Source organism: Pseudoalteromonas sp. SG43-1 (assembly GCF_014164415.1).
Classification (GTDB): Bacteria; Pseudomonadota; Gammaproteobacteria; order Enterobacterales; family Alteromonadaceae; genus Pseudoalteromonas; species Pseudoalteromonas distincta.
This window is the reverse complement of the sequence record NZ_JACJFD010000003.1, coordinates 1-24341: the sequence shown is the minus strand read 5'-3', so window position 1 is coordinate 24341 and position 24341 is coordinate 1. Positions and strand designations below refer to the sequence as shown.

20 protein-coding genes are annotated in these 24341 nt (G+C 37.4%); 13 read left to right on the top strand and 7 right to left on the bottom strand.

Annotated features, from left to right (window positions below):
- Window positions 1-73 precede the first annotated feature (73 nt).
- Window positions 74-883 (top strand): pyruvate, water dikinase regulatory protein, encoded by an 810-nt coding sequence (locus H5159_RS04045; RefSeq protein WP_182779766.1) that lies wholly within the window; start codon window positions 74-76, stop codon window positions 881-883.
- A 63-nt stretch (window positions 884-946) separates the two neighbouring features.
- On the opposite strand, the gene H5159_RS04040 is transcribed toward H5159_RS04045, so the two are convergent.
- A complete protein-coding gene (locus H5159_RS04040) occupies window positions 947-2296 on the bottom strand; it encodes a class II 3-deoxy-7-phosphoheptulonate synthase (RefSeq protein ID WP_024596521.1) in 1350 nt (449 codons plus the stop codon).
- 956 nt (window positions 2297-3252) lie between these two features.
- Here H5159_RS04040 and H5159_RS04035 point away from each other — a divergent pair.
- Window positions 3253-4128, top strand: coding sequence for a DNA replication terminus site-binding protein (locus H5159_RS04035; protein ID WP_182779765.1), 876 nt, complete (start codon window positions 3253-3255; stop codon window positions 4126-4128).
- Between the two features lie 70 nt (window positions 4129-4198).
- Here H5159_RS04035 and H5159_RS04030 read toward each other — a convergent pair whose 3' ends face one another.
- The gene (locus H5159_RS04030; protein WP_024596523.1) at window positions 4199-5413 is read right to left on the bottom strand and encodes a hypothetical protein; all 1215 of its coding nucleotides are present in this window, start codon (window positions 5411-5413) and stop codon (window positions 4199-4201) included.
- Window positions 5414-6186: 773 nt separating this feature from the next.
- Here H5159_RS04030 and H5159_RS04025 point away from each other — a divergent pair.
- The 6 genes from H5159_RS04025 (at window position 6187) to H5159_RS04000 (ending at window position 16318) form a co-directional block, all read left to right on the top strand.
- Entirely contained in the window at window positions 6187-7425 is a 1239-nt protein-coding gene (locus tag H5159_RS04025; RefSeq protein WP_182692735.1) for an AAA family ATPase, read from the top strand.
- Window positions 7426-7440: 15 nt separating this feature from the next.
- The gene (locus H5159_RS04020) at window positions 7441-8403 is read left to right on the top strand and encodes a transcriptional regulator (RefSeq protein WP_024605352.1); all 963 of its coding nucleotides are present in this window, start codon (window positions 7441-7443) and stop codon (window positions 8401-8403) included.
- 406 nt (window positions 8404-8809) lie between these two features.
- Complete coding sequence (locus H5159_RS04015) at window positions 8810-11956, top strand: DEAD/DEAH box helicase (RefSeq protein ID WP_182725205.1); 3147 nt, start codon at window positions 8810-8812, stop codon at window positions 11954-11956.
- Window positions 11957-12832: 876 nt separating this feature from the next.
- Window positions 12833-14299, top strand: a complete 1467-nt coding sequence (rmuC, locus tag H5159_RS04010; protein ID WP_024596527.1) for a DNA recombination protein RmuC — start codon at window positions 12833-12835, stop codon at window positions 14297-14299.
- Window positions 14300-14349: 50 nt separating this feature from the next.
- Window positions 14350-14541, top strand: a complete 192-nt coding sequence (locus tag H5159_RS04005) for a DUF3185 family protein (RefSeq protein ID WP_024596528.1) — start codon at window positions 14350-14352, stop codon at window positions 14539-14541.
- Window positions 14542-15157: 616 nt separating this feature from the next.
- On the top strand, window positions 15158-16318 hold the full coding sequence (locus H5159_RS04000; RefSeq protein ID WP_024596529.1) for an aldo/keto reductase: 1161 nt from the start codon (window positions 15158-15160) through the stop codon (window positions 16316-16318).
- A 67-nt stretch (window positions 16319-16385) separates the two neighbouring features.
- Here H5159_RS04000 and H5159_RS03995 read toward each other — a convergent pair whose 3' ends face one another.
- On the bottom strand, window positions 16386-17111 hold the full coding sequence (locus H5159_RS03995; RefSeq protein ID WP_182779764.1) for an aspartate/glutamate racemase family protein: 726 nt from the start codon (window positions 17109-17111) through the stop codon (window positions 16386-16388).
- Window positions 17112-17226: 115 nt separating this feature from the next.
- On the opposite strand from H5159_RS03995, the gene H5159_RS03990 reads away from it, so the two are divergent.
- Entirely contained in the window at window positions 17227-18108 is an 882-nt protein-coding gene (locus H5159_RS03990) for a LysR family transcriptional regulator (protein ID WP_182715973.1), read from the top strand.
- Between the two features lie 86 nt (window positions 18109-18194).
- Here H5159_RS03990 and H5159_RS20985 read toward each other — a convergent pair whose 3' ends face one another.
- The gene (locus H5159_RS20985) at window positions 18195-18362 is read right to left on the bottom strand and encodes a LysR family transcriptional regulator (protein ID WP_261765618.1); all 168 of its coding nucleotides are present in this window, start codon (window positions 18360-18362) and stop codon (window positions 18195-18197) included.
- A 7-nt stretch (window positions 18363-18369) separates the two neighbouring features.
- Window positions 18370-19275, bottom strand: a complete 906-nt coding sequence (locus H5159_RS03980; protein ID WP_182779763.1) for a LysR family transcriptional regulator — start codon at window positions 19273-19275, stop codon at window positions 18370-18372.
- Window positions 19276-19380: 105 nt separating this feature from the next.
- On the opposite strand from H5159_RS03980, the gene H5159_RS03975 reads away from it, so the two are divergent.
- Both H5159_RS03975 and H5159_RS03970 read left to right on the top strand, forming a co-directional pair.
- Window positions 19381-20157, top strand: a complete 777-nt coding sequence (locus H5159_RS03975; protein WP_182779762.1) for a class III extradiol ring-cleavage dioxygenase — start codon at window positions 19381-19383, stop codon at window positions 20155-20157.
- 80 nt (window positions 20158-20237) lie between these two features.
- Complete coding sequence (locus tag H5159_RS03970; RefSeq protein ID WP_182779761.1) at window positions 20238-20915, top strand: haloacid dehalogenase type II; 678 nt, start codon at window positions 20238-20240, stop codon at window positions 20913-20915.
- A 61-nt stretch (window positions 20916-20976) separates the two neighbouring features.
- Here the strand turns inward: H5159_RS03970 and H5159_RS03965 are convergent, their stop codons facing one another.
- A complete protein-coding gene (locus tag H5159_RS03965) occupies window positions 20977-21852 on the bottom strand; it encodes a LysR family transcriptional regulator (protein ID WP_182748268.1) in 876 nt (291 codons plus the stop codon).
- A 102-nt stretch (window positions 21853-21954) separates the two neighbouring features.
- On the opposite strand from H5159_RS03965, the gene H5159_RS03960 reads away from it, so the two are divergent.
- Together H5159_RS03960 and H5159_RS03955 are read left to right on the top strand one after the other, a co-directional pair.
- On the top strand, window positions 21955-22455 hold the full coding sequence (locus H5159_RS03960; protein WP_002959229.1) for a lactoylglutathione lyase family protein: 501 nt from the start codon (window positions 21955-21957) through the stop codon (window positions 22453-22455).
- Between the two features lie 198 nt (window positions 22456-22653).
- On the top strand, window positions 22654-23097 hold the full coding sequence (locus tag H5159_RS03955) for a GNAT family N-acetyltransferase (RefSeq protein ID WP_182693489.1): 444 nt from the start codon (window positions 22654-22656) through the stop codon (window positions 23095-23097).
- A 238-nt stretch (window positions 23098-23335) separates the two neighbouring features.
- On the opposite strand, the gene H5159_RS03950 is transcribed toward H5159_RS03955, so the two are convergent.
- Window positions 23336-23893 (bottom strand): hypothetical protein, encoded by a 558-nt coding sequence (locus H5159_RS03950; RefSeq protein WP_039036690.1) that lies wholly within the window; start codon window positions 23891-23893, stop codon window positions 23336-23338.
- Window positions 23894-24341: the final 448 nt, after the last annotated feature.

Here is a 24341-nt window from a genome sequence, read left to right as displayed (position 1 = left end):
ACACTGGCAACAGTCCTCACGTAAACCGTGGGAAACCCATTTTAGGGATTTAAACGCAATAAAAAGGTTAATTATGAGAACTGCTTTTTATATATCAGATGGAACAGCAATTACTTCAGAGGTATTTGGGCATGCAACTTTGTCGTTGTTTCCTATCGATTTTAATCATAAAACAATTCCATTTGTAGAAACTGAAGAAAAAGCGCACGAAATTAAAGCTTTAATTAATGCAACCGCTGCAAAAACAGGTGAAAAGCCTTTCGTGTTTTTTACTTTTGTGAATCACAATTTAAGTGAAATTATAAAATCGGCTGATGCAGTTACATATGATTTTTTAACTACGTATAGCGAAAAAATAGAAAAAGAACTCAACGTAGCTCCTGTTCCAAAAATGCATCGTACGCATTCTATCCACGAAAAAAGTTATGATTTTAGAATTGATGCGGTTAACTATGCTCTTATGAATGATGATGGCGGAAATATTAAAAACTTTTCCGAGGCAGACATCATTTTAATTGGCGTTAGCAGAAGTGGTAAAACACCGACAAGCTTATACTTAGCACTTCAGTACGGCATTAAAGCAGCTAACTATCCTATTACAGAAGAAGATTTAGATAATGAAGGTTTGCCTAAGTGTTTAGTCCCTTATAAACATAAGTTATTTGGACTGACGATTGACCCTGAGAGGCTTGCGGCTATAAGGCATCGACGTATGGCTCACTCTAAGTATGCTTCAATTAAACAGTGCCGTATTGAGGTGCGCGAAGTGGAAATGTTGTATAAGCGTCACAAAATAGCTTACTTTAATTCTACGCATCATTCTGTTGAAGAAATATCTGCAAAAATACTGATAGAAACAGACTTGGAGCGACGTAAGTACTAACTTACTCATCAAATTTGAAATAAAAAAAACCGCAACTAAGCGGTTTTTTTGTATCAATAAATATTATTTACGTGCGTCTTTTAGTAAATCAGCGACTAAAAAGCCTAACTCTAATACTTGGTCGGCGTTAAGGCGTGGATCACACTGTGTTTTGTAACGCTGTGCTAAGTCATCGTCAGATAAACCGTAAGCACCGCCTGTACACTCTGTAACGTGCTGACCTGTCATTTCTAGGTGAACACCACCTGCGTATGAACCTTCTGCTTTGTGTACAGCGAAGAATTGACTGATCTCGCGCATAATATTATCGAAGTTACGCGTTTTGTAACCTGAAGTCGCTTTTTCAGTATTGCCGTGCATTGGATCAGAACTCCAAATTACTTTGCGGCCTTCTTGTTGAACTCTTCTTACTAGTGCTGGGAGTTTTTCTGGCAGTACGTCTGCACCCATACGCGTAATTAGCGTTAAACGACCAGGAATGTTATCAGGGTTTAATGCGTCAATTAAACGAATTAGGTCGTCTGGGTCCATACCTGGGCCAACTTTAACACCAATTGGGTTTTTAATGCCTTTAAAGAACTCAATATGTGCGTGGTCTAGTTGGCGTGTACGTTCACCAATCCAAACAAAGTGAGCAGAACAATCGTACCAATCACCCGATAAATGGTCGCGACGTGTTAGTGCCTCTTCGTAACCAAGTAGTAAAGCTTCGTGAGAAGTGTATAAATCGGTTTCTTTTAAGCTTGGCGCAATTGTAGAGTTAATTCCGCACACTTCCATAAACTCTAGTGCGTCTTGAATTTTATCTGCAAGTTGTTGGTATTTTTCTTTAAGTGGATTTGCAGCTACAAAGCCCATGTTCCAGCGGTTAACCTGGTGAAGATCGGCTAGGCCACCTTGTGCAAATGCACGTAATAAGTTTAACGTAGCAGCACTATGATGGTATGCAGTCATTAAACGTTGTGGGTCTGGAATGCGCGCTTCTTCTGTAAACTCAATATTATTAATGATGTCGCCACGGTAAGATGGTAAAGACACGCCATTAATTGTTTCTAAGTCTGCTGAACGAGGTTTAGCGTATTGACCAGCCATACGCGCTATTTTAACTACAGGGCATTTACCCCCGTAAGTTAATACAACAGCCATCTGTAAAATTGTTTTGAATGTATCGCGAATATTAGCGGCATTAAAATCGCTAAACGACTCGGCACAGTCACCACCTTGAAGTAAAAATGCACGACCTTCGCACACGTCTTCAAGTTGTTTGAATAGGCTTCGTGTTTCTTCTGCAAAAACTAGAGGCGGAGCCGTTTTTAATTGGCCTTCAACTGATTTAAGTATTTCTTGATCTGGGTACTGTGGCTGCTGCAGTATTGGCAGCTCTCTCCAGCTATTTGGGTTCCACGATGACATAATTTTTCCTCATTCCTACATTACCTGATAAGAAGAAATTAACGTATGCAGACCCCTATGTTCAAGGACTAAATTCACTATTTTACAATTATTTAGTTATGAGTTAAGTATAAAAGTAATTTTACTTAACTCAGGTGGTTATATAACAATCACTTTAGTTTTATTTAAAATAAACTAAAGTGATTTAAAACATACATTTAGAGTTAATTAGTTTCAATTTTAACACATTGAGAATAAATAAAGCACAAGGGTATATTATATGTATTTTACTTAAGAACACATCATACTTAAATTGCATCAAATGTAATCTTAACTTTACGCGCTAAATTAATTATTAACTAACAGGGACTATGTGCAGGCCTAAATATATGATATGGGATTTTGTGTTGCTCATTTATATGTACTTTAAGCCTAGTAGAATAGCGCTGTTGATTATTCTGATGCCAGAATATACTTACAACTGACCCAAGGTAATCTGCTGATTCACCACTCACCTTTCCACCCTGCCGCCAACGTTATGTAGCAAGTTGTGATAACTAAAAACTTAACTGCCAGTGATGCCTTAAATGGCTCTCATGCAACAAAAATCATGTATGACATTCTACGCTTTTGGATGATAAACCCATAGTTAAAACACGTTATAATATTAATCACTAATTAGATAAACAACCAAAACTAACACTATTATTTAGAATACTACCGCACCAAGTTCATTTTACATTTCTCATTTATTACATTACGTGGGCAATTAAGCTCTAAGCGGACTAACTCTTTAATCAATAAAACAGTACTAAATTACAGGAATAAGTAGAACCACCTACCCCAGAAAGAACACATCATACATAATTTGCTTTTAATGCTATCTGAACATTGAGTATTATTTCATTAAATATTTACTCAGTGCAAAGTGCATGCAATAATATGGAGTTAGTAAGATGTGTTCTTTGAGGTGTGTCGTGGTTACTAAAGTGCAAATTAGGAGTCAGTTTGATTTAATGAACGAATTAACTTTAAGGTTAATTGAGGAATTAAACGAATGTGAGTTTTCCAGAGCAGAGTACTATCAGTTACCTGATGTAAGTAATTTAGATGAAAATAAGGTTCCTGAGTCCATAGTTGTCTCTAAAATAACGGGAGCGCCGGCTCAAAAGGCAATTTTAAACTCCTTTTCTGACATTTATAAAAAATCGGGCTTAAGCAGTCGCGTGTTAAAAAGGCACCCTGGTTTACTTGTTATTAAAAATGCAGATAAACAAGCTTTAAATAATCGTATAGCACAAGTTAACAAAGCTAAAGCTAGTTTCAAAGAGTGTATATTGGCAATTGATAATAACGATGCCCGATTTGAGGCTGTTCATAATGCAATACCAAATTTAATAACACTTGCTGCTTATCGTAAGATTCACAGTGAGAGTGAATCACCATTTTCCGTTAGGTTTACTTGGATGCACAAGCACGCAACTAAAACATTGACTAAAAAAATGGCCCTCGAAATGCTCGACAAATCGGCCAGTTATCGAAATCCAAGAATGATAGATCAACAAAAATGGCAATCACTTGTAGCTCAAGAACAATTACGGGTTGCTAGTTTAGGTGAAAAGGAAAAATTAAGAATTCGTCGCCCTACTCGCGTAAGCCCTCAAGTTAATGTGAGATACACAGCACAAAACCGCTATCATGTGAGCGCCGCATTACCATTTATTCTGATTAATCCAGAACCAGACGTTAAACTAGGTATCTTACCTGATTATAAAAAACCCGAAGCTCATCCTCGAAAACGTGAGTATGATTTTTTAGTTGATAGGCTATATTTAGAACAAGTTGACCGATAGCTATTATGTTAAAAAGGCCACAATATGTGGCCTTTTTAGTAAATATGTACAGTATTTAAAATAACATTTATTATTTTTCTACTATCTCTTCTATTTTATCTTCATCAATTAACACTGCATTTTCAACAATACGTTTACCGCCTTGAATCTCAATGCGTTTGTTGTGTTTGTTCAATGTAAGTATTTCATCGCAAAACTGATCAGAGGGGTGCATTTCGTATGTGTAATCAATAATGTTACCAGTTTTGTCATCTTTGACGTTTGTAATGCTGTATTCTGATATAGCACCTTTTTCAATCAAATCTTTCATTGTGGTGGTCATATCACGACGAAGCGCTTTTAATTTATTTTCCGTAATATCATCAGTTGAATAAATAGATCCGTATTTTTCCATAATAGAAAGTAATCTAAAATGATACGTTTTACCTGGAGCTGCATAACGCCAAAGGTGATACAAACGAAGCATCATCCAACGCGACAATCCCCGTTTTAATTCTTGTGCACTATTAAAGTAATACCCTTTGTATTCAAGGTTATCAATCATGTTATGAACAAACGCATTTAAGCAGGCCACACACTTTACATTGCCACCTTGACCTTTTTTGCCACTAAAGTGAAGTGACGATAAAAAGTTCATATTTGACTCGTAAAACGAATCATCTATATCGGAGTTTTTAGTATCGGTTGCTGAATATTTAAATGAAAGTTTAGAACCTTGCAATGCTTCAAGTGACTCTTTAATTGCAGGATATGGCATTGACTGCCCTACCGCTTTGAGCTCTTGCGCTAATTCGTTCATAGAAAAAACAACCGCGTATTGAATACCGGACTTAAAATTAATTTTAACTATTTTGCCTTTAGAAGCTAAACGAATAAGTGCTCGTTCTACTTTTTCTTCTCTGTCCGATGGCCAAACAAGATACTCGATATCTTCACCATCTTTACGAGTACTGACAACAGCAGGGGTAATTTTTATCTCACCATCGTATAAAATACCATCTACTTTCTCTGATATTTTACGCGTAATGATTGTTTTTTTAGGCGCTTCTTCAAGTGGCAATTTTTTATAGCCAGAGCGAACAAAACGGCCCCACAAATCATAATGATTAAACGTGTTTGAATATGCACGTAAACCATGAGCTGCATTTTCAATAGAAATTCGCACGTCTTTGTTGTCTGTAAATAGTGCTAAACTTTCGTTATCAATTGCACTTTCCACCCCGTGGATTTGGCCCCTGAGTGTATCGGGCAAATTATCTACCGAGATGTTGACCTTTCGGCTCATTGTTCTTATTTCCATTTTTATTGCGACATCTAATAACAACACATTAAACAACAAAAGTTAAATGTTTAAGTTAGTATAAAAGTGATCTGACTTTAAATAAAACGTTTAGATCACTATTATACTAAGTAATGTATATAACTTGCGATTTCAGATCATATTTTTACTAACGGGGTCATCACAAATCTGTTTTTTACTAACTCAGCTGTTATTTTGTCCATCACAATGGCTTTATTTTAAAATTTAGCACGACAAATTCATACTAAAATTAATATCCCTGTGGATAAAGGCTTATCGAGTTAGCATAGATCTGATCTGTACCAAGTACAGATCAGATCTATACTAATTAAACGAACCTATTGACGCTAAGGTTAGTGCATAACTTTATAATTTACTTAGTAAAAAATTGATCTCAAGGGCTCTTTTTGTTCATAACCTTATGCGTAACCTGTGTATAACTTGATTTAAAAAATAAGGCTTAGTAAAAAGGTGATCTGCAGGTAGATAAAGATCTGATCTTAACCAAGTATAACGCTGATCTGCTTTTTTTTATATTGTTTATATTAATCATAATGTTATGTGTTAATTTAAGGTCCTTAACCTTTACTACCTTATATATTTAACCACCTTTAAACTTCTTTATTTATACTAAGCAATATTAAAAGTGTAAAAGTATTTTTAAATGTCTTCTTTTTAAAATGCATGTCGTCTTAAATAGTTGTTTACAGCAATTTGAATGGACATTATACTAACTGCCTAACTTTGAGGAAGAAAGTATGTCTATCAATAATAACGCGCTAAGTACCTACCGGCTTTTAAAAGCAACTGCAGAAGTAGCTGAAAAATCTTTAGAAGGTCGTATTCAGCACTATCGTGCTCATCTTAAATCAGAAGAAAAAGAATTAAGAACTTATACGCAAAAAGCAGCTGCCGATTTATTAGGTTGTAATAATCGTACTTTAAAAAGACGTCATGACAACGGTGACTTTGATGATTTAAACATAAAACGCGGCGCCAATGGTCATTATGCTTACACATTAGTAAACATTTTTGCTATGGCTGATATTATGGATATTAAACCAGATCATCGTACTGGTGATGACAAACTGCAAGTTATTGTCATTAATTCTCTCAAAGGTGGCTGTGGCAAAACAACTAGCATGGTTAATATTGCAGCAGCGCTGGCAACTACAAATATTAAGCGCTATCGCATTGGTATAATTGATTTAGATCCTCAAGGTTCTTCTTCAAGCTTTTTTCCTTCAAGCGAGCATGACCCAATTACTGTTGGTGATTTAATGCGTGATTGTATAGATTTAGATGAGGGCGAAACATGGCCTGAATTTGTTTCAAACTCATTTTTATCAACGCACATCCCAAATATTCGTGTACTACCATCAGGTATGGACGATTTTTATTTTGAGCACGAAACTGCAACATTACTCAAAGACACCTCAAATTATGAGCAAACTCGTCATTACCATAAGTTACTTGAAAAAGTAATTAACCCTGTTAAAGACGAGTTTGATATTATATTAATAGATACAGCTCCAACTCTTAACTTTATGTTTTATAATGCATTAATGGCTTCTACTGCGATGCTTATCCCTGTTCATCCAGAAGCTGTAGACTTTGATGCTAATAATAAATATTTAAAACGACTAGGCGAGATTTACCATACCGTTGCGGCACTTGGCCATGAGGGATGGGACTTTATGCAGTTTTTAGTGACCAACTATGTAAAAGGTAATCACTCACAGCGCGATATTGTTAAAGATGTTCGTAGTGCATTCGGTCGCCAAGTTATGAGTTACCCAATCAACCACAGCTCGGCGATTACTGCTAGCTCTTCGTCTTTCAATACTATTTTTGATCAAAAAGCGTCAGACAGCTTAGCAAGCCGTGAATCACTAATGCGCGCTCAAGAAAATATTAAAGATGTTGTCGATGAGTTAGAAATGCTTATTCGTTCAAATTGGCAGTCAACTCAATCAACACTCAATACCCCTAAGTAAGGATGTTAAATAAAAATGGCTAAAAAACGTAAAAATGACACCCGCTTAGATCCTTTTGCAACAGCTGTAGGAAGTAGTAGCCTTGACGCATTACTTGAACAAGCAAATGCTGGTGATGTAATTCGCATGCCAGCACCGAGCGATCCTGAGCGCCAAATTACTCTTATTTGCAAAGTGATCGCACACGCTGACATTGAATCTACAACAGGTGTGTACGGTAAAAACCGCCGTGTACAAGCACTTCTTAATGAAAAGTCAGTATCGGATATTTTACCTGCCATTGCAGAGGATGGCCGTAATCAGCACCCTGCGTTACTTTGGGATCAGGGTGATAAAAGCTTAGTCTTAGCGGGTTCTCGCCGTCGTATGGCCTGTATTTTAGGTAACGCTGATTATTTAGTACTTAGTTCAAGTGACTTTACTGAGCAAGACGCTAAAATTTTAGCTGTATCTTCAGATCAATATATCGCTCCAAGTCTATGGGAGCTAGGACAAGCTTACCAGCAAACTAAAAATGAGCTTATTGAACAAGGTAAAAAAGGATCTTACAGAGAGATTGCTGCAATTGAAGGTGTATCACACACCGCCATTGCAGATGCTGTTAAAGCGTATGAACAAATACCTGCTGAAGTTATTGCACTCTACCCTACTGCGAATCACGTGGGTCGCGAAGTGGCTAAAAAGCTCATGAGCGCAAAGGAGAGAGACCAAGAGGCGTTTAATCAACTTGTTAGTGACCTAGCTAGTGATGAAGAGCTAAACGCCATTACAAGTGACGACAAGCGTGCAATGGCAATCACTAAATGCCTAACTGCTGAGCCTCAAGCTGCTGTTAAGCGTGAAGCTGTACTTGAAAATAAGTTTGTATCGGTACAACGCAATTTAAAAAGTGGTGATGTGTCTATCAAAATCGACAATAAAGTGATGACAGACAAACGCTTAGAACAATTAACTAAGCTATTAAGTGCTTTTAATTAGTTAGTTAAATAATGATCTGTCAGACGTGTCTACTTAGTTAAATACTGATCTGACAGATTGTTTTGTTAGTAAAAATCTGATCTTTACTAGCCTAATACTACCTTAAATAATCATAATTCCTCTTCAAGATCACTTTTTTACTAACTAATCGCCCCCTTTTAGCTATTTGCTCTTGGTTTATAATTATTGTTAGTAAAATTGTGATCTATAACGTGTCGTTTAATCTTTATATTTGTATGTAATGCCTAATATTTTGCGAAATTTTATACTCATTTTTACCTATAAACCGATTTTTTACTAAGCTATCAGCTCCAACCAGTTTATATCTTGTTAATAGTGCTTTAGCTCAGAGCACATAAGGCATATACTGGCAGAATTATTTTTAAAATTTAATGCTTAGAGTGACATGTCTGCTAACTTATCAAAAAATGATTTAATGGCTATTTTTGAAGAAATTAAAAATGAGCAGGCTACCCAGTTTCCTCTTTCTGAACGCTTTATTAAAAAACTTTTCCGCGAAAATGTCTTAGATAAAGGCAAAGAGTACTACAAGAAAGGTCAAATCACCTGGCTAGAGCATACCCCTAATTTTTCTGTTGTAGACTCTACCGTGCAAGTGGATAACGGATCATCATTTAACCAACGTATTGAGATCAGTAAAGTACCAACTGGTTATTCTGTTGATACACACTGTACGTGTAATGCAAAAACCAAATGCCGACATTTAGCTGCTATTTTGTTTAAGCTTAAAATAGAGCACTCTGGTGAATACGGTGAAGATTACTTCATTAATGATTGGTTTAGTGAATTAAGCGCTCTTAAAAGTGGTGATCAACATACACCGTCGCAAGTATTATTATTTGTATTAGATATTGAAAATAACAAAGTATTTTTAACACCTAAAATAGCTAATTTTGAGACTAAAAAGAATTACACGTTAGGCCGAAACCTCACAGAGCAACAGTTAAATAGTTTCGTAACGCCAAATGATTTACTCGAAAGTGATTTTAGATTATTTAGTTGGATACGTTCACAAAATGCAGTAGGAAGTATTGAGCTAAAAGGCCAATGGGGCTTTAGTGCCCTACAACAATTGATAGCTACTGAGCGCTTGTTTTTTCAGCGCTCTCGCGTGCCAATTAAAGCGCAATCTGGCCAAGCATTGAGTTTTAGATGGGAGCAAGATAAAGATCTATCACAATTAGTTATTAAGCTTGAGCAAACCCAAAACTGGGCTTTATTAAAAACAACACCGCCTACTTATCTCGATTTAGATCATTTAAAAGCGGGTCGTCTTCGTACCCCATTGAGTGCAGACGAAATAGCGCATTTACAAACTATGCCTGCTTTGCATGACGCTAATTTTGACAGAATATATAAACAGCTTGCCGATAACTTTGGTGCAGGTGTTATACCGCACCCTACTAACTTGCAGCCAACGTTACCTAAGCTATCTAGTAATGCTGTTTTAAAAGTAACAATGGGCGAGCAAGGTTTATCACTTTCGCTGTTATTTAAGTATAAAAATAAAAACTATTTAGCTGGTTCTGCCCCAGCAAGTACTATAAATAGCGCATTTGAAAACACCGTAACTAACGAGCTAATCAATCTAGGGTTTGAATTTTGTAAAGGGGGTTTACAAAGTGAGCTTGTATTTACAAAGCAATCTCCTATCCATTTGCATTGGCTAATATACGAAGTATTCCCTGGCTTTAAGCAGCGTGGTTGGCAAGTCAGTGTAAGTAAAGTAACAAGCCCTAATCCACAATGTGAAGTGAGTTTACATGTACACCGTGCAGCAGGGCATCAAATGCACTGCAAAGTATTGTTGTGTGACGCAAAAGCATCGCTGTTGTTTACTAATGCTGATTCGCTTTATCAGTCATTGAATCGCCAAAGTGAACTGTTTTATTACTACCCGCTTGGCCGTCAATTTGGGGTTATTAATAAGTCTGCCATTAACTTATTAAACGAATTTAAAGAACGTTTTGAATTTGTAAAAACACGTGACGAATTTAATATTCCGCTTTCGTATTTGCCTGAACTAGTAAAGCACACAGCTATTAACGTAGAGCTTCACGACGATTCACTTGAGCTATATTTACAAGAGTTAAATAATACCGATAAGGCAATGCCTAAGGTTTCATTACATGGCTTAAATGACTCAGTAACACTTCGTGAGTACCAACAGCAAGGCGTTGATTGGCTTAGCTTTTTAAAACGTCATCAATTAGGTGGTATTTTAGCTGACGACATGGGGTTGGGTAAAACACTCCAAGTTATTGCATTTTTAGCGAGTACATTTAATCGCCCACAAGCAGGCCCTACACTTATAGTGTGCCCAACTAGCTTGGTGAGTAATTGGAAAAACGAAATTACTAAGTTTGCTAAAAGTTTGAAAGTAACCACTATTTTTGGATCAAACCGTAACGATCCTTTACAACACTTAGCACAAGCGCAATGCATTCTTACTACATACCCGCTTTTAAAGCGTGATATTGCATATTATTCGCCATTATATTTTGAAAATATTATCCTCGATGAAGCACAATACATTAAAAACGATACCGCACAGGTCTCACGATTAGTTAAACGCTTAAATGCCGACTTTAAACTTTGTTTAAGTGGTACTCCAATCGAGAATAATTTACTTGAGCTTAAATCGTTACTCGATTTTGCTATGCCATCGTTACTTGGGTCTCAAGCCCACTTTAAGCAGCACTTTCAAACACCTATTGAGCGTGAAGCTGATATGCAGAGGGCTGAGCAGTTAAAAGCGTTAATTATGCCCTTTATAATGCGCCGCACTAAAGCACAAGTAGCGCAAGAGTTACCTGAAAAAACAGAGCTTACAAAAGAGTTTGAGTTTGAGCCTAAGCAAAAAGAAATGTATCAAGGCATTACACGTTCATTAGAAGAGAAGCTAATAGACTTATTTGCCGAACAAGGCGCACAAAAAAGTAAGCTTGCATTTTTAGAGGCGCTTTTAAAGTTAAGGCAAATTTGTTGCCACCCTAAATTAATAGATCCAGATACTCAAGCAGGCTCCGCTAAGCTTGAATGGTTAACAACACACTTACCGCTTATGCTAAGCCTGGGTCGTAAGATTATTATATTTAGTCAGTTTACATCGGCACTCGATTTAATAGCCCAACGCCTTGAAGAAATAAACATTAACTTTAGTATGCTTACAGGGCAAACGCGTCAACGAGATAAAGTAATCGACGAGTTTACCAGTGGCAAAACATCCGTGTTTTTAATTAGCTTAAAAGCCGGTGGAACAGGCCTTAACTTAACACAAGCAGATACCGTTATTCATTTTGATCCATGGTGGAATCCCGCAGTAGAAAAGCAAGCGACTGATAGAGCCTACCGTATTGGTCAAACTAATCCTGTATTTGTTTATAAGCTCATAATGAGTAACTCAATAGAGCAAAAAGTATTTAAAATGCAGCAAGACAAGCAAGCCCTTGTTGATGCATTATTTACTGATAAATCAATGAGCTTTACAAAGTTTGATGAGCAGCAAATGTTGTCATTAATTAAAAACTAAAAAAGATCTAAAAAGTTTTGATCTTTTTATGAACTTAATTAAAAAGTGGACGTCTATTATTATGCTTGTTGATTAATTGCAGTTAACACAAGCATCATGTTGATTTCCCATTTAGTTACTAATTTTAGTAATGATTGAGCCAGCCCATTTTGAGTTGGCTTTTTTTATGTCTAAAATTTAGCGTGCAGCACTTATTTTAAAAGTTTTTATTTTTTTATGAACTTAATTCAAAAAGACGCGTCTACTATTATGCTTGTTGATTAATTGCAGTTAATACAAGTTTTCATGTTGATTCCCTATTTAGTTACTAATTTTAGTAATGATTGAGCCAGCCCATTTTGAGTTGGCTTTTTTTATGTCTAAAACTTAGCGTTGAGCACTTATTTTAAAAGTTTTTTATTTTTTTGAACTTAATTAAAAAAGACGCGTCTACTATTATGCTTGTTGATTAATTGCAGTTAATACAAGTTTTCATGTTGATTCCCCCTATTTAGTTACTAATTTTAGTAATGATTGAGCCAGTTCATTTTGAACTGGCTTTTTTTATGCCCATAATTTGATTTGTTTAAATCAACCCGAATAAAAATAATTGATCTTCCGCAAATTAATTTGACTTAATTATTTTGTTATCCGGTCTACTCTAATGCCTGTTGTTATATAGCCTCACCTAATAATATTAGTTATTTTGGTGATTATGTATTTAAGTTGCAGCTTGCTCGGGCACATGTTGATTATCCCTTTGATTACTTAACTTAGTAATATTTGACCAGCTTATTTTAAGCTGGCTTTTTTATGTCTGTAATTTCTTAACTCCCCTACTTCTGTTGTTGGTTATTGGTTATGATGGCATGTCTCTAAATTTTATAAGTTTATTTTATGCTCACTCAAGTACTCACTAATATTGATTGGCTAAGCGCTGGTGCTGGTGTTGCTTTAGGCGCCCTATTTTACGGCGCTGTATCAACACGGCTTCGCAAAAAGCTACATCTACAAATAAGCGAACAGCAGCAACAGCTTTCCCTGTTACAAAACCAATTTGATAATAAAGAGCTGCAATACAGCGCCTTGCTAGAAGATCATGAACTGCTAGAACATACTCACCAAGAGCAGCGCGATGAAGCGCAGCATTTTAAAACGCGTTTTAGCGAACAAGAAAAACAAAGCATTCAATACAATCACTTTTGGCGTAAAGCCGAAGGCGAGCTGGCAGCGCTTCGTGAACAATACAATCAGCGCGATGTTGAATATAATAATATGCGCACTACCCTTGAGCAAAAACAGCAAAACTTTAGCGAGCAACTCGCGCAAATTGAGCAAAGTAAAAATACGCTCAAAAAAGAGTTTGAAAACCTAGCCAATAAAATTCTAGAAGAAAAATCACAAAGCTTTAAAACCTTAAATCAAGAAAGCATTGAGCAATTATTAAAACCAGTTCAAGGCGAGCTAAAAGGCTTTAGAGAAAAAATGGAATCAATGCACGTTGAAGACATAAAACAACGGACTGCACTTAAAACCGAGCTACTGCATTTGCAAGCTAAAAGCCAAGCTATAACAGATCAAGCCGACAAGCTCAGTAACGCCCTACAAGGGCAAAAGAAAACCCAAGGTAATTGGGGCGAGCTTATGCTCGAAAACGTATTAGATAGTGCTGGCTTACGTGCAGGCGTTGATTATAAGCGCGAAGTGTCGTTTAACACTGAAGATGGCCGCTTGCGCCCTGATGTAGTTGTGTACTTACCACAGGGTCGCCACTTAGTTATTGATGCTAAAACTTCATTAAATGCCTATACACGCTACGTGAACGCTGAAAATGATCTAGATGCTAATCAAGCAATTAAAGAGCATGTAAACGCCGTTACAGCGCGTATTAATGAACTTGCGAGTAAATCGTACGACCGCTTACCAGGTATTAACTCGCCAGAAGTGGTGGTTATGTTTGTACCAATAGAATCAGCTTTTGTAGAAGCACTCAAATATCAAAGCGATATTTACCAACAAGCAATCGAAAAAAATATACTGGTAGCTACACCCACGACTTTGCTTACTAGTTTAAATATTGTTAAACAGTTATGGCGTTTTGAAGAGCAAACTAAATACTCAAAAGAGCTGGCAAGTCGAGCGGAGCGTTTTTATAACAAGCTCAATGGTTTTTTATTGAGTATGGAAGGTGTAGGTAAGCAGCTTGATAAAGCGAAAGAAAGTTATGATAAAGCATTTTCGCAGCTATACCGTGGTAAAGGTAATTTAATTAAACAAGCATCAGAGTTTAAAGAGCTTGGTGTATCGGTACAAAAAGAGTTACCTAGTGAGAGCGTAGAACGTGCTCAATTAGAATTAGATTAACCCTGATTTATTTTTATTTAGTTTATGTAAGTTAAACCTTAAGGATATTTATGAATAATAAGATTGTAGGAATTGTTTTAATCGTTATAGGTATCGCTTTAATTATGTGGGGATACGACGTGTATGATGCGGCGGCTTCGCAGCTTAGCCGTGCATTTAGTGGCGACACACCAATAGAAGCATGGGCGGGTATTATTGGCGGTGCCATCTGTGTGTTAATTGGTATTAAAAAGCTCAAGTAACCTGAACTTGAATAATTGATCTATTTAAGCAGCTATTTTCAGCGCTAACTACGTTGAATTTAGTTGCAATTTGCTGCACTGCAGAGTGTTACTTGGCAAGATAAAACTCTTACAGGGCTTGCCAGCAATTGCATTGTGAAAGAGTAAAATACGTCGTGTATTGCAAGGCAAACCTTTAATAATAAACGTTTTTGTAATATTTACCCCAATTATTTCAACTACGCTCGGTTAAATTAGCTAAGTGTTGCCGCAATCGCTTTGATAGTGAGATTATTTGTGCATCTTTAATTTATTGCGGTTTTGTCTACTAATTTGTACACATCTAATAAATGTAACCATTTTATATTGTATAAATGAGTATTAAAGCGTGCACCAATTTGGAAGTATGCTTTTTTATCAAGCTATTAAAATGCACTGTTTTGTACATTTAAAAGGACTATACGAGTAAAGAAAATAATCAGTTATAAATGTTAATTAAAACGTCTATTCAGTGTTTGTTAATTTAACTATCTTATTGATAGTATTGTCATTTATTATATTTTCCTTGCTTGAGTTTGGTTGTTATTTATACTAGCTTAGAGCGTAGATATTTAACCTACTCAAGGAGAATAGTCACATGGTATCTCGCAGAAATTTTATTAAAGCAGGGGCTGCATTAAGTTTAGGCTCTATTTTTAGTGCTTCAGCTTTGGCTGAGCAACTAAAGGTAAAAATGTCTAACGGCAGTGTTATGCAAACTAAAGGCTCAATAGATAAAAGCGCTGCTCTACCCACAAACGATGTTACTAACGCTAAGCATTACCGGCCGGAATCAAGAATGGGCTTGGGCGGCCTTGCCGCCGGGAATGGCTTTAATACTATATCAAGCGATACAGAAATTTTAACAATGCTAAATGCAGCATGGGATTCTGGTATTCGTCATTTTGATACATCACCTTTTTACGGTTTGAGTTTAAGCGAAAGGCGCTTCGGTGATTTACTTCGAAACAAAAAGCGTGAAGATTATGTTTTATCCTCAAAAGTAGGTCGCCTTCTTACCCCTTCAGCAGAGCCTTTAGAAAATAGTTGGCATTGGGCTGATCACTCACCGTTTCATTATAAGTATGATTATTCAGCCTCAGGCACGCGCCGTTCAATAGAAGATACTTTGCATCGTATTGGTGTCGCCTCACTCGATATTGTCTATATTCACGATTTATCACCACAAAACAGCGATATGGGAGATGACTGGCTTAAGTATTTTGATCAAGCGGCTAAAGGTGCTATTCCTGAGCTGACTAAAATGCGTGATGAAGGAATAATTAAAGGCTGGGGTTTTGGAGTAAATACACCTCATGCTGTTTATAAAGCGCTTGATATGTCAGACCCAGATATTTGCTTACTAGCGCTGCAGTATTCAATTTTAGATCACAAGCAGGCACTTGATAAAACCTTCCCTATGCTTGATAAACGAGGTATTTCAGCAGTCATTGGTGCGCCGCTTAATGGTGGTTTTTTAGCCGGTCGTAACCGCTTTAATTACTCGCCTAAAATTCCAGGGCCTATGCAGCAAAAGTTTAATGCAATAAGCGACATTGCATCTAAACATGGGATTGATATTAAAACAGCTGCACTGCAGTTTGCAGAGGCGCCTTCAACGGTATCCTCAATTATTCCTGGGGCACGCACGGAGGAGCAAATTAAAGCTAATGTAGCCTCAATGAAGGTTACTATTCCGGATGCGTTTTGGAGTGAGTTAAAAGCTAAAAACTTGATTGAACAAAACGCGCCAGTGTAAGTTGGCTATTTAGGTGTGCTACTTAAATGCGCCAGTGTAAGCACACCTATTTATAACTAATGTTTAATTAAGCCACACTTGAGAGGGTTGATTGTTGAGTGCTTATATAAGCCCAATTAACGCACTCTTGAGCTAAAATCGCGATGGTATCTAAGCATGTATCGGGTGAATTTAATACTTGTTCATTTAAAACTAGCGGTATTTCGGTGCAACCAAATAGTACTGTATCGGCACCGTGGGCTAGCATTAGCTCATAACTTTGTTTTAAAAGATTATGTCCTGAGGTTAAATCTCCTGACTTAACCGCCGTTATACCTTGCATTATAAATGTTTGCTGCTGCTCGTTAGGCTCAATAAATTTAATATTGTGCTTACTAAATGCCGTCTGATATATCCGCATATTGAGCGTGGCTGTGGTTGCTAATATCCCTATCTTACGTTTGCCCGTTGCCTTTGCGCGCTTAATAACACTTTGTACAATACTAATGGTATGCACATCAGCATTTTGCGTTAGTGCGTTGTACCAATAATGCGCGGTATTACACGGTATAACAATGCAACTTACACCTATGCTAGTAAGTTGGTTAAAACCCTTTTTAAGCTCAAAAAATGGATTTTCATCTTCAATACCCATTAAAAAATTTGTTCTGTCAGGAATTTGCGGGATATTCCTTATAAACATAGGTATGTGCTCTTGATCATTCTTAGCAGGTGATAACGCAATTACTTGATTCATAAATGAGGCGGTAGCCAAAGGCCCCATTCCTCCCAATATTCCTAGTGTTCTAAGCATTGTTATATTCCGATAAGTTGTTACTGTATGGGTTAAATTTATCGTGTTTTTTTTGTTTTGAATAATGCTATTATTTTACTGGCCATGCTTAAATTGCATATCTTGAGTGAGTATTATGAATATAGAGAGTAAATGGTTAGAAGATTTTTTGGCCTTATCTAATACAAAAAGCTTTTCGCAGGCCGCAAGGCTTAGGCATATAACGCAACCTGCTTTTAGTCGACGAATTAAAGCATTAGAAGAAGCCGTAGGTGCAGAGCTAATAGATAGAGAGAACTTACCAATTACACTTACCTCAAGCGGTAAAATATTTCATATAACAGCGCGTAATCTAATAAACCAAATGAATAACTCAGTGAGTATGTTAGAAGAACTCTCCTCTGAAGAAACTCACTCAGTAAAGGTTGCTGCAGCGCACTCATTAGCTACGTTTTTAGCGCTAAAGCTGTCGAACTTTCATAGTAAAAGTGATCGCAAAGTAGTCCTCAATATAGAAGCCATTGATGTTGATAAAGCCACAGCTACGCTCGAACATGGCGCATGTGACCTACTTATTGCTTTTGATAACGAACGATTAAAGTTACCTCCGTTTAGTCATCAAAAAATAGGCAGTGCAGAGTTATTGCCGGTGAGTGCCTGCAATGCAAACGGTAAGGCAATATACAATTTAGAAAGTGATGGGTTTGTACCTCACTTAGCTTACAGTTTAGATTCTTATATGGGTAGGCAGTTAGAGCCGATAATATCGGGCTCTAAACTTAAAAAAGTATTTGTATCGTCGATGACAGAGCTTTTAAAAATACAGGCTTTAGAGGGTAATGGCATTGCTTGGTTACCAAACTATGTCATTACTAAAGAGCTAAAAGAGAAAAGTTTAGTTGTGGTTGGCCAAAAGCATCATTGCGTACCTATTACATATTATGCGTATCGGTACCATGCAGCGCTTCACCCTGGCGGCGAGAGCGTCTGGAATAAATTAAAAGAGCTAAATGTATAACGCAAAAAATTACTGTAAACCCCCATTACAGTAAAATGGGCATTATTAATTTAACGCGCTCACAGTAATATGAATCTGTATTTTAATTATATTCCTATTTTATTATGGATTTTTACTTCCATAATAATTGGGTGTTTTGTCCCTTTTTTAATTTGCTTAGATAGTGACGAATTATCCATATCATGCAGTGCTGCGGCTTTGGCAAATGAGCCTTGTTGCACTACATCTACAAATAACGTTAATTGATTACTTATCGATATATCACTGTCCTAAATCCCAGTAAGGTGTATCGCCATAATAGCCACTTGCAAAATCAACAAACGCACGTACTTTACTGGGTAAAAACTGTCTGTTTGCATACACCATGTAAAGCCCCATTGGCTCGGGTTCGTAGTCATTTAAAATGCGCACTACTTTACCTTGAGCCAGTGCTTCCTCTGCTATAAATGTTGGCTGCATAGCAATACCACCACCCGCAATGGCTGTATTTAGTAGCAAATCACCATTGTTAGCCACAAAGTTACTTTCAAGCTTTAGCTCGCTTTTTAACTCATTAACCCCAAATAATCGCTTTGTGGGTTCGCTGTGGGAATAGCGTAAATAATTATGTGACTGTAAATCTAAAAGCGTTTGTGGCGTGCCATGGCGTTTTAAATAGTCGGGTGATGCAAACACCGCTAGGTGTATAGGGGCAATTTTTTTAGCTATCAACGTTGAGTTTTTTAATACGCCAATGCGCAGAGCAATATCAATACCCTGCTCTACTATATCTACATATTGGTCGGTGAGCCGTAAATCTAACTTTAAATTTGGATACTGCTTTTGAAAATCAACCAACAAACCTGCTAAATGCTTAGTACCAAACGACATAGGCGCACTAATACTAAGCACACCCGATACATTTTCGCTTAAGTTATTGAGTGAGTTTTCCATGTCTTCAATATCAATAATCACCTGCTGACAACGCTGATAATATTGATTTCCAGCTTCTGTAACACTTACTTTTCGCGTTGTACGGTGTAATAAACGCGTGCGTAGATTATCTTCCAGCGCAGAAATATATTTGCTGACTAACTGCGGCGAAATATCGAGTTTATCGGCCGCTTTTGAAAACGATCCTTCTTGCACAACGGCTAAAAAGGTCTTCATGGTGGTGAGTTTATCCATCTTTAACAATACTTTGTTGATAATGTATAAATAAGTATCATATTTATCGTCAAATTAGAAACTTATATAGTGTTTATAACTCGTTTATTTGTTTAAGGTTTTAGTATGACTCAACTTGCTTTATTTATATCTCACGGCTCGCCAATGATGGCTATTCAGCAATCGGCTACGTCAGATTTTTTTGCATCATTAGGTCAAACGGTGAGTAAACCACGTGCTATTGTGGTGTTTTCTGCCCACTTTGATGAAGCGCACGATATAGTTATTACATCCGGAGATGCGCCGCATACTATTCACGACTTTTATAACTTCCCCAAGCCCCTGTATGAAATTCAATACCCAGCACCAGGGGACCCTAAGCTTGCTAATACTATTAGTGAGTACTTTTACAAAGCGGGTATTAAAGCGGTGCAAAATGCAGATCAAGGGTGGGATCATGGTGTGTGGATCCCGCTGCGCTTAATGTACCCAGCAGCTAATATTCCCATTGTTCAGGTGTCTATTAACACGCGTTTGGGCGCTCAGGCTATGTATAAATACGGGCAGTTACTTGCACCACTGCGCAGCGATAACGTATTAATTATTGGCTCCGGCGGGATTAGTCACAATCTACGTGAAATATTTAAAAACCCTGCTACACCTAATCGTGTTCAAATGGTTAATGAGTTTACCCATTGGGTTGAGCAAAAATTAATAGCGCAAAACACCCAAGCGTTACTTAACTATTTAAATGAAGCACCCCATGCTTTATTTAATCACCCTACCCAGGAGCACTTTTTACCTCTTTTTGCAGCGCTTGGAAGTAGTGACGGTAAAGCCAAAAAAATACATGAAGATATAGAAATGGATATTTTAGCGCTTGATGCATACAAGTTTTATTAAATTGAGCGTTCGTTCAAATTAAGTTAAGCTGTAAGCAAGTACTCTAAAACCAACTTAATTTATTTTATTGCGGAGCAAACATGGCAACTACACTTGCATTTGACGTATACGGTACGCTAATAAACACTCACGGCGTACTGTCCTTACTCAACGACATGATTGGCGATAACGCCCAAGCATTTTCAAATACATGGCGCGAAAAGCAATTAGAGTATTCATTTAGACGTGGATTAATGCAAAATTATATTCCTTTCTCGCTATGTACAAAACACGCACTCGATTACGCCTGCTTAGCGCACAAAACCGAGCTAAGTGAAGAGCAAAAAGGGCAACTGCTAGAGCTTTATAAAACGCTTCCTGCGTTCGATGATGTAAAAGCAGGCCTTGAGCAATTAAAAGCGAAGGATTACCGTTTGTTTGCATTTTCAAACGGCGCTGCCGACGCAGTTCATACCTTATTAGAAACCGCTGGCATTAGTGAGCTTTTTGAAGGGGTAGTAAGTGCCGACGACGTTAAAACCTTTAAACCAAACCCAGGGGTTTATAGCCACTTTTTACGCGAAACCAATTCAACAGGCGCAAACACGTGGCTTGTATCAAGTAATCCGTTTGATGTAACCGGTGCTATATCGCACGGTATGCGCGCGGCGTGGATTCAACGATCTAAAGACTCAATCTTCGATCCGTGGGAAATACAGCCAAATACAATTGCAACCGACTTACTTGATTTAAAAGCAAAATTAGAAAGCGTTAATTAATTTTCTATTCCCCCTTTTGCTTATGGTATTAAGTGCCGTGGGTGTAAAGGGGGTTTACGTTTTAACTATTTACTCCCGCCTTTATTAGCTCAATTACTGTATTCATACGCTTTGCCATTGGCCTATTTCGGTGATGGCATACATAAATATTTTCGCTGATAGGATTAGCTAAATGGTGCGTTTTAATAAGCGCAGGTTTATTAAATGCGCTAACGGCATGCGCAGGTAAAACCGTAAAACCCAGTCCTAAACTTACTGGTTCGAGTATTAAACTTATTTGGTTAGAAAACCCCGTGCGCTTAAATTGATCAACATGCTCAAACTCGCTGTAGTTTTCGCTCAGTAATAGCTGCGCGTGGTGTTTTGCATCGGGGTGGCCAATAAAGCCAAGCTCACATAAAACCTCCCATGTTGGGTTTTTAATATGTGCGGGGGTTACTAATAATAAAGCTTCTTGACCAATTTTGTGGCTGGTAACTTCGCTAAGCGTGGGGGCTTGGGTTAAAAAGCCTATGTCGGCACTGTGGTTTGCTACAGCTTGCTCTACACTGGTATTAGGTGCAAAGCGATAATCAATATTAAGCTCGGTATGCTCAGCCTGTAATGCTAATAACTGGTTGTAAAATTGTAGCCCACAACTACCAGGCGATTGTATTTTTACCAAGCCGCTGTAAGGCGAATCATCTTTTAATTGTTGTTCTAAAAATTGCCATTCTTTTAATAACAAACTGCCTTGCTGATACAAATTTTGCCCATGTACGGTAAGGGTAAATTGTTTGCCGTGACGCTCTAATAGCGCGCAGTTTACTTGTTGCTCAAGCTTTTTAATATGCTGGCTTACGCCAGATTGGGTCATAAAAAGGCGTTCGGCGGTTTGGGTAAAGTGATTTACCTCAACCAACGTACAAAACGTGTTTAACCATGCAGGGTTTATCATTACAAAACATACTCAAAATGATGATTAATGATAATTTTACTTAATATTGTTCAATTCGTAAACTAACTCCATCAACTAGCCACAAGATAAAGAGGAAGCATTATGAGTCATACATATCCACGTAGTTTTTCGCACATTGGTATTTCGGTTCCCGACGTTGAAAAAGCAGTCGAGTTTTACACTAAGGTTATGGGTTGGTACACAATAATGGAACCGACTTTAATTACCGAAGACAAAAGCCCAATTGGCGAAATGTGTACAGAAGTATTTGGCGAAAAGTGGGAAAAATTCAAAATAGCGCACCTATCTACAGGGGATCGTATTGGTGTCGAAATTTTCGAATTTAAAAACCAAGAAAACCCAAAAGACAATTTTGAATACTGGAAAACAGGCATCTTTCATTTTTGTGTTCAAGACCCTGATGTAGAAGGTTTAGCCGAGCGTATTGTAGAAGCTGGCGGTAAAAAACGTATGGAAGCCCCTCGTTATTACTACCCGGGTGAAAAGCCGTACCGCATGATCTACATGGAAGACCCGTTTGGTAACATCCTTGAGATTTACAGCCACAGCTACGAGCTTATATATAGCGCAGGCGCTTACTAAACGTACCTAGTTTAAAGCACTTAGCTAAAATCAAAGGCCGCAGTATTTATTACTGCGGCCTTTTTGTTTTAGATAGGCGTGTAGATCATTATTTAAGCTAATTTAAGGGGGTATAAAAATCAATCTCTTCATTTGTTTGATTATAGGTACATACACTGATAGCTTACTAATTACACAAAGTTGTACTGAAGGAAAAATATGAAGCTGTCATTGGAAGATATCACCGCCGATAACTACGAAGCCATATGCGATTTAGAGGTTGCTAAAACACAAGAAGAATACCTAGCGTGTAATATGTGGTCGTTAGTTGAGGCGCACTACAATAGCGGGTATACCTGTAAAGCTATTTACCTAAATGGTGTACCAGTAGGCTTTTTTATGTGGGTACAAGAAACCCCTACAAAGGTTTCTATTTGGCGCTTTATGGTGGATCAAACTCATCAAAATAAAGGCATTGGGCGCAAAGCCCTCAATATGGCTATTGAAGAGATTAAAACAACTTCTAAGCTTGAACAAATCGAGATTTGTTACAACCCGCTAAACCCTGTTGCTAAAGATTTTTATTCAAGTTTTGGGTTTGAAGAAGTTGGCCTCGATGAGGATGACGACGATATGTTAGCGGTTATTAAAATTAGTAGTTAACTCATCATAAGTAGGTCGCTGATTTTAACGAATAATAGTTGTAAAATTAAATCTGACAGCCGTGTATGTGCCAGTGCAGGTCAGATAAGCGAAGCGCCACCCGACACAGTAAAGTACCTTGCCAATTATTATCAGTATTTTATGTTGTCGAGTGGCTGGAGAGTGCCAAGAGCAGACATTGGTAACTGCCGCGTAGTTTTGATGTCCTAGGGAGCCTGCGAGCGCCTTGATGCGTTTGTTATATGCCAAACTCTCTCAATTTTCTATCTAGAACCAGTCCAATATCAGCTAAAATGCCATCATGCTCGTAGTCAAGAAAAATTCTCACATCGTCGCGATCACCATTGGCATCAACTCTTGGTATGCAAAAGCCACGTGAGCACTCATTAGGGTTTACTACATCTCTCTCTTCACTACCATAGTATGAGTGAACATAGTGAATATTTGGCATTGATATATCCATCATGACTAAATGATCGTTTCCCCTTGGAGCATCAACACTCCTATGAGCAGAGTATTTCATTCTCAAAGGAATAATTTTAAGAATATTAGGCATTTCTGAGTCAACCACTTTTATGAAATCAGATTTAAAAAAGTAATAGATTTGACCTAATCTGTTCAGATACGCAACTACCTCATGAAACCAAAAAGGTTGCTCCCTCACTTTTGTCTGCGCCATATAGTTATCAAAGTGGTATTCCAGTCCCTGAACCATAGTTTTAACACCAGAAACCTGCTTGTAGTGCACTTCATAATCTTTTAATTGATCGAGTTTGTGAAGAATGCTGTTGATCATGAACCACTCCCTGAGTTTCCCTTGGCATATAACACTTTATAAGAGAACATCTTACCTATTTTAGCGCGAAAACGTCCTTATTTTATGAACTTATATTAATAGCAAATAATGAAAACTATTTGTAGCTATAAATATTATTCTTTCTGTGGCATATATAAACATGTAAAAAAGAGGAACGTTTCCTCTTATTCTGACTAAGTTAATGACGACTCACCTGACTGACCGCTTATCGCTCATACCCGAATTCTTTTGTAGCGGGCTAAGCTTAAAACTCCATAAACACCGGAGTACAACTAATGCACCAGTTAACAATATATCAGCCCAAAGAGCCTTGGAATAAAAATAAGCTTGTAGGACAAAAGTTACCTCTGAAATTACAGCAAATATGGGCTATCCGAATACGACTAGAACTTTTTCATAAAATAAGAGATCTAGCACTATTTAACCT

Coding starts and splice junctions, on each gene's coding strand:
- H5159_RS04045 (WP_182779766.1), top strand. CDS start 74: ATGAGAACTGCTTTTTATATATCAGATGGAACAGCAATTACTTCAGAG.
- H5159_RS04040 (WP_024596521.1), bottom strand. CDS start 2,296: ATGTCATCGTGGAACCCAAATAGCTGGAGAGAGCTGCCAATACTGCAG.
- H5159_RS04030 (WP_024596523.1), bottom strand. CDS start 5,413: ATGAGCCGAAAGGTCAACATCTCGGTAGATAATTTGCCCGATACACTC.
- H5159_RS04025 (WP_182692735.1), top strand. CDS start 6,187: ATGTCTATCAATAATAACGCGCTAAGTACCTACCGGCTTTTAAAAGCA.
- H5159_RS04020 (WP_024605352.1), top strand. CDS start 7,441: ATGGCTAAAAAACGTAAAAATGACACCCGCTTAGATCCTTTTGCAACA.
- H5159_RS04015 (WP_182725205.1), top strand. CDS start 8,810: ATGTCTGCTAACTTATCAAAAAATGATTTAATGGCTATTTTTGAAGAA.
- rmuC (WP_024596527.1), top strand. CDS start 12,833: ATGCTCACTCAAGTACTCACTAATATTGATTGGCTAAGCGCTGGTGCT.
- H5159_RS04005 (WP_024596528.1), top strand. CDS start 14,350: ATGAATAATAAGATTGTAGGAATTGTTTTAATCGTTATAGGTATCGCT.
- H5159_RS04000 (WP_024596529.1), top strand. CDS start 15,158: ATGGTATCTCGCAGAAATTTTATTAAAGCAGGGGCTGCATTAAGTTTA.
- H5159_RS03995 (WP_182779764.1), bottom strand. CDS start 17,111: ATGCTTAGAACACTAGGAATATTGGGAGGAATGGGGCCTTTGGCTACC.
- H5159_RS03990 (WP_182715973.1), top strand. CDS start 17,227: ATGAATATAGAGAGTAAATGGTTAGAAGATTTTTTGGCCTTATCTAAT.
- H5159_RS03980 (WP_182779763.1), bottom strand. CDS start 19,275: ATGGATAAACTCACCACCATGAAGACCTTTTTAGCCGTTGTGCAAGAA.
- H5159_RS03975 (WP_182779762.1), top strand. CDS start 19,381: ATGACTCAACTTGCTTTATTTATATCTCACGGCTCGCCAATGATGGCT.
- H5159_RS03970 (WP_182779761.1), top strand. CDS start 20,238: ATGGCAACTACACTTGCATTTGACGTATACGGTACGCTAATAAACACT.
- H5159_RS03965 (WP_182748268.1), bottom strand. CDS start 21,852: ATGATAAACCCTGCATGGTTAAACACGTTTTGTACGTTGGTTGAGGTA.
- H5159_RS03960 (WP_002959229.1), top strand. CDS start 21,955: ATGAGTCATACATATCCACGTAGTTTTTCGCACATTGGTATTTCGGTT.
- H5159_RS03955 (WP_182693489.1), top strand. CDS start 22,654: ATGAAGCTGTCATTGGAAGATATCACCGCCGATAACTACGAAGCCATA.
- H5159_RS03950 (WP_039036690.1), bottom strand. CDS start 23,893: ATGATCAACAGCATTCTTCACAAACTCGATCAATTAAAAGATTATGAA.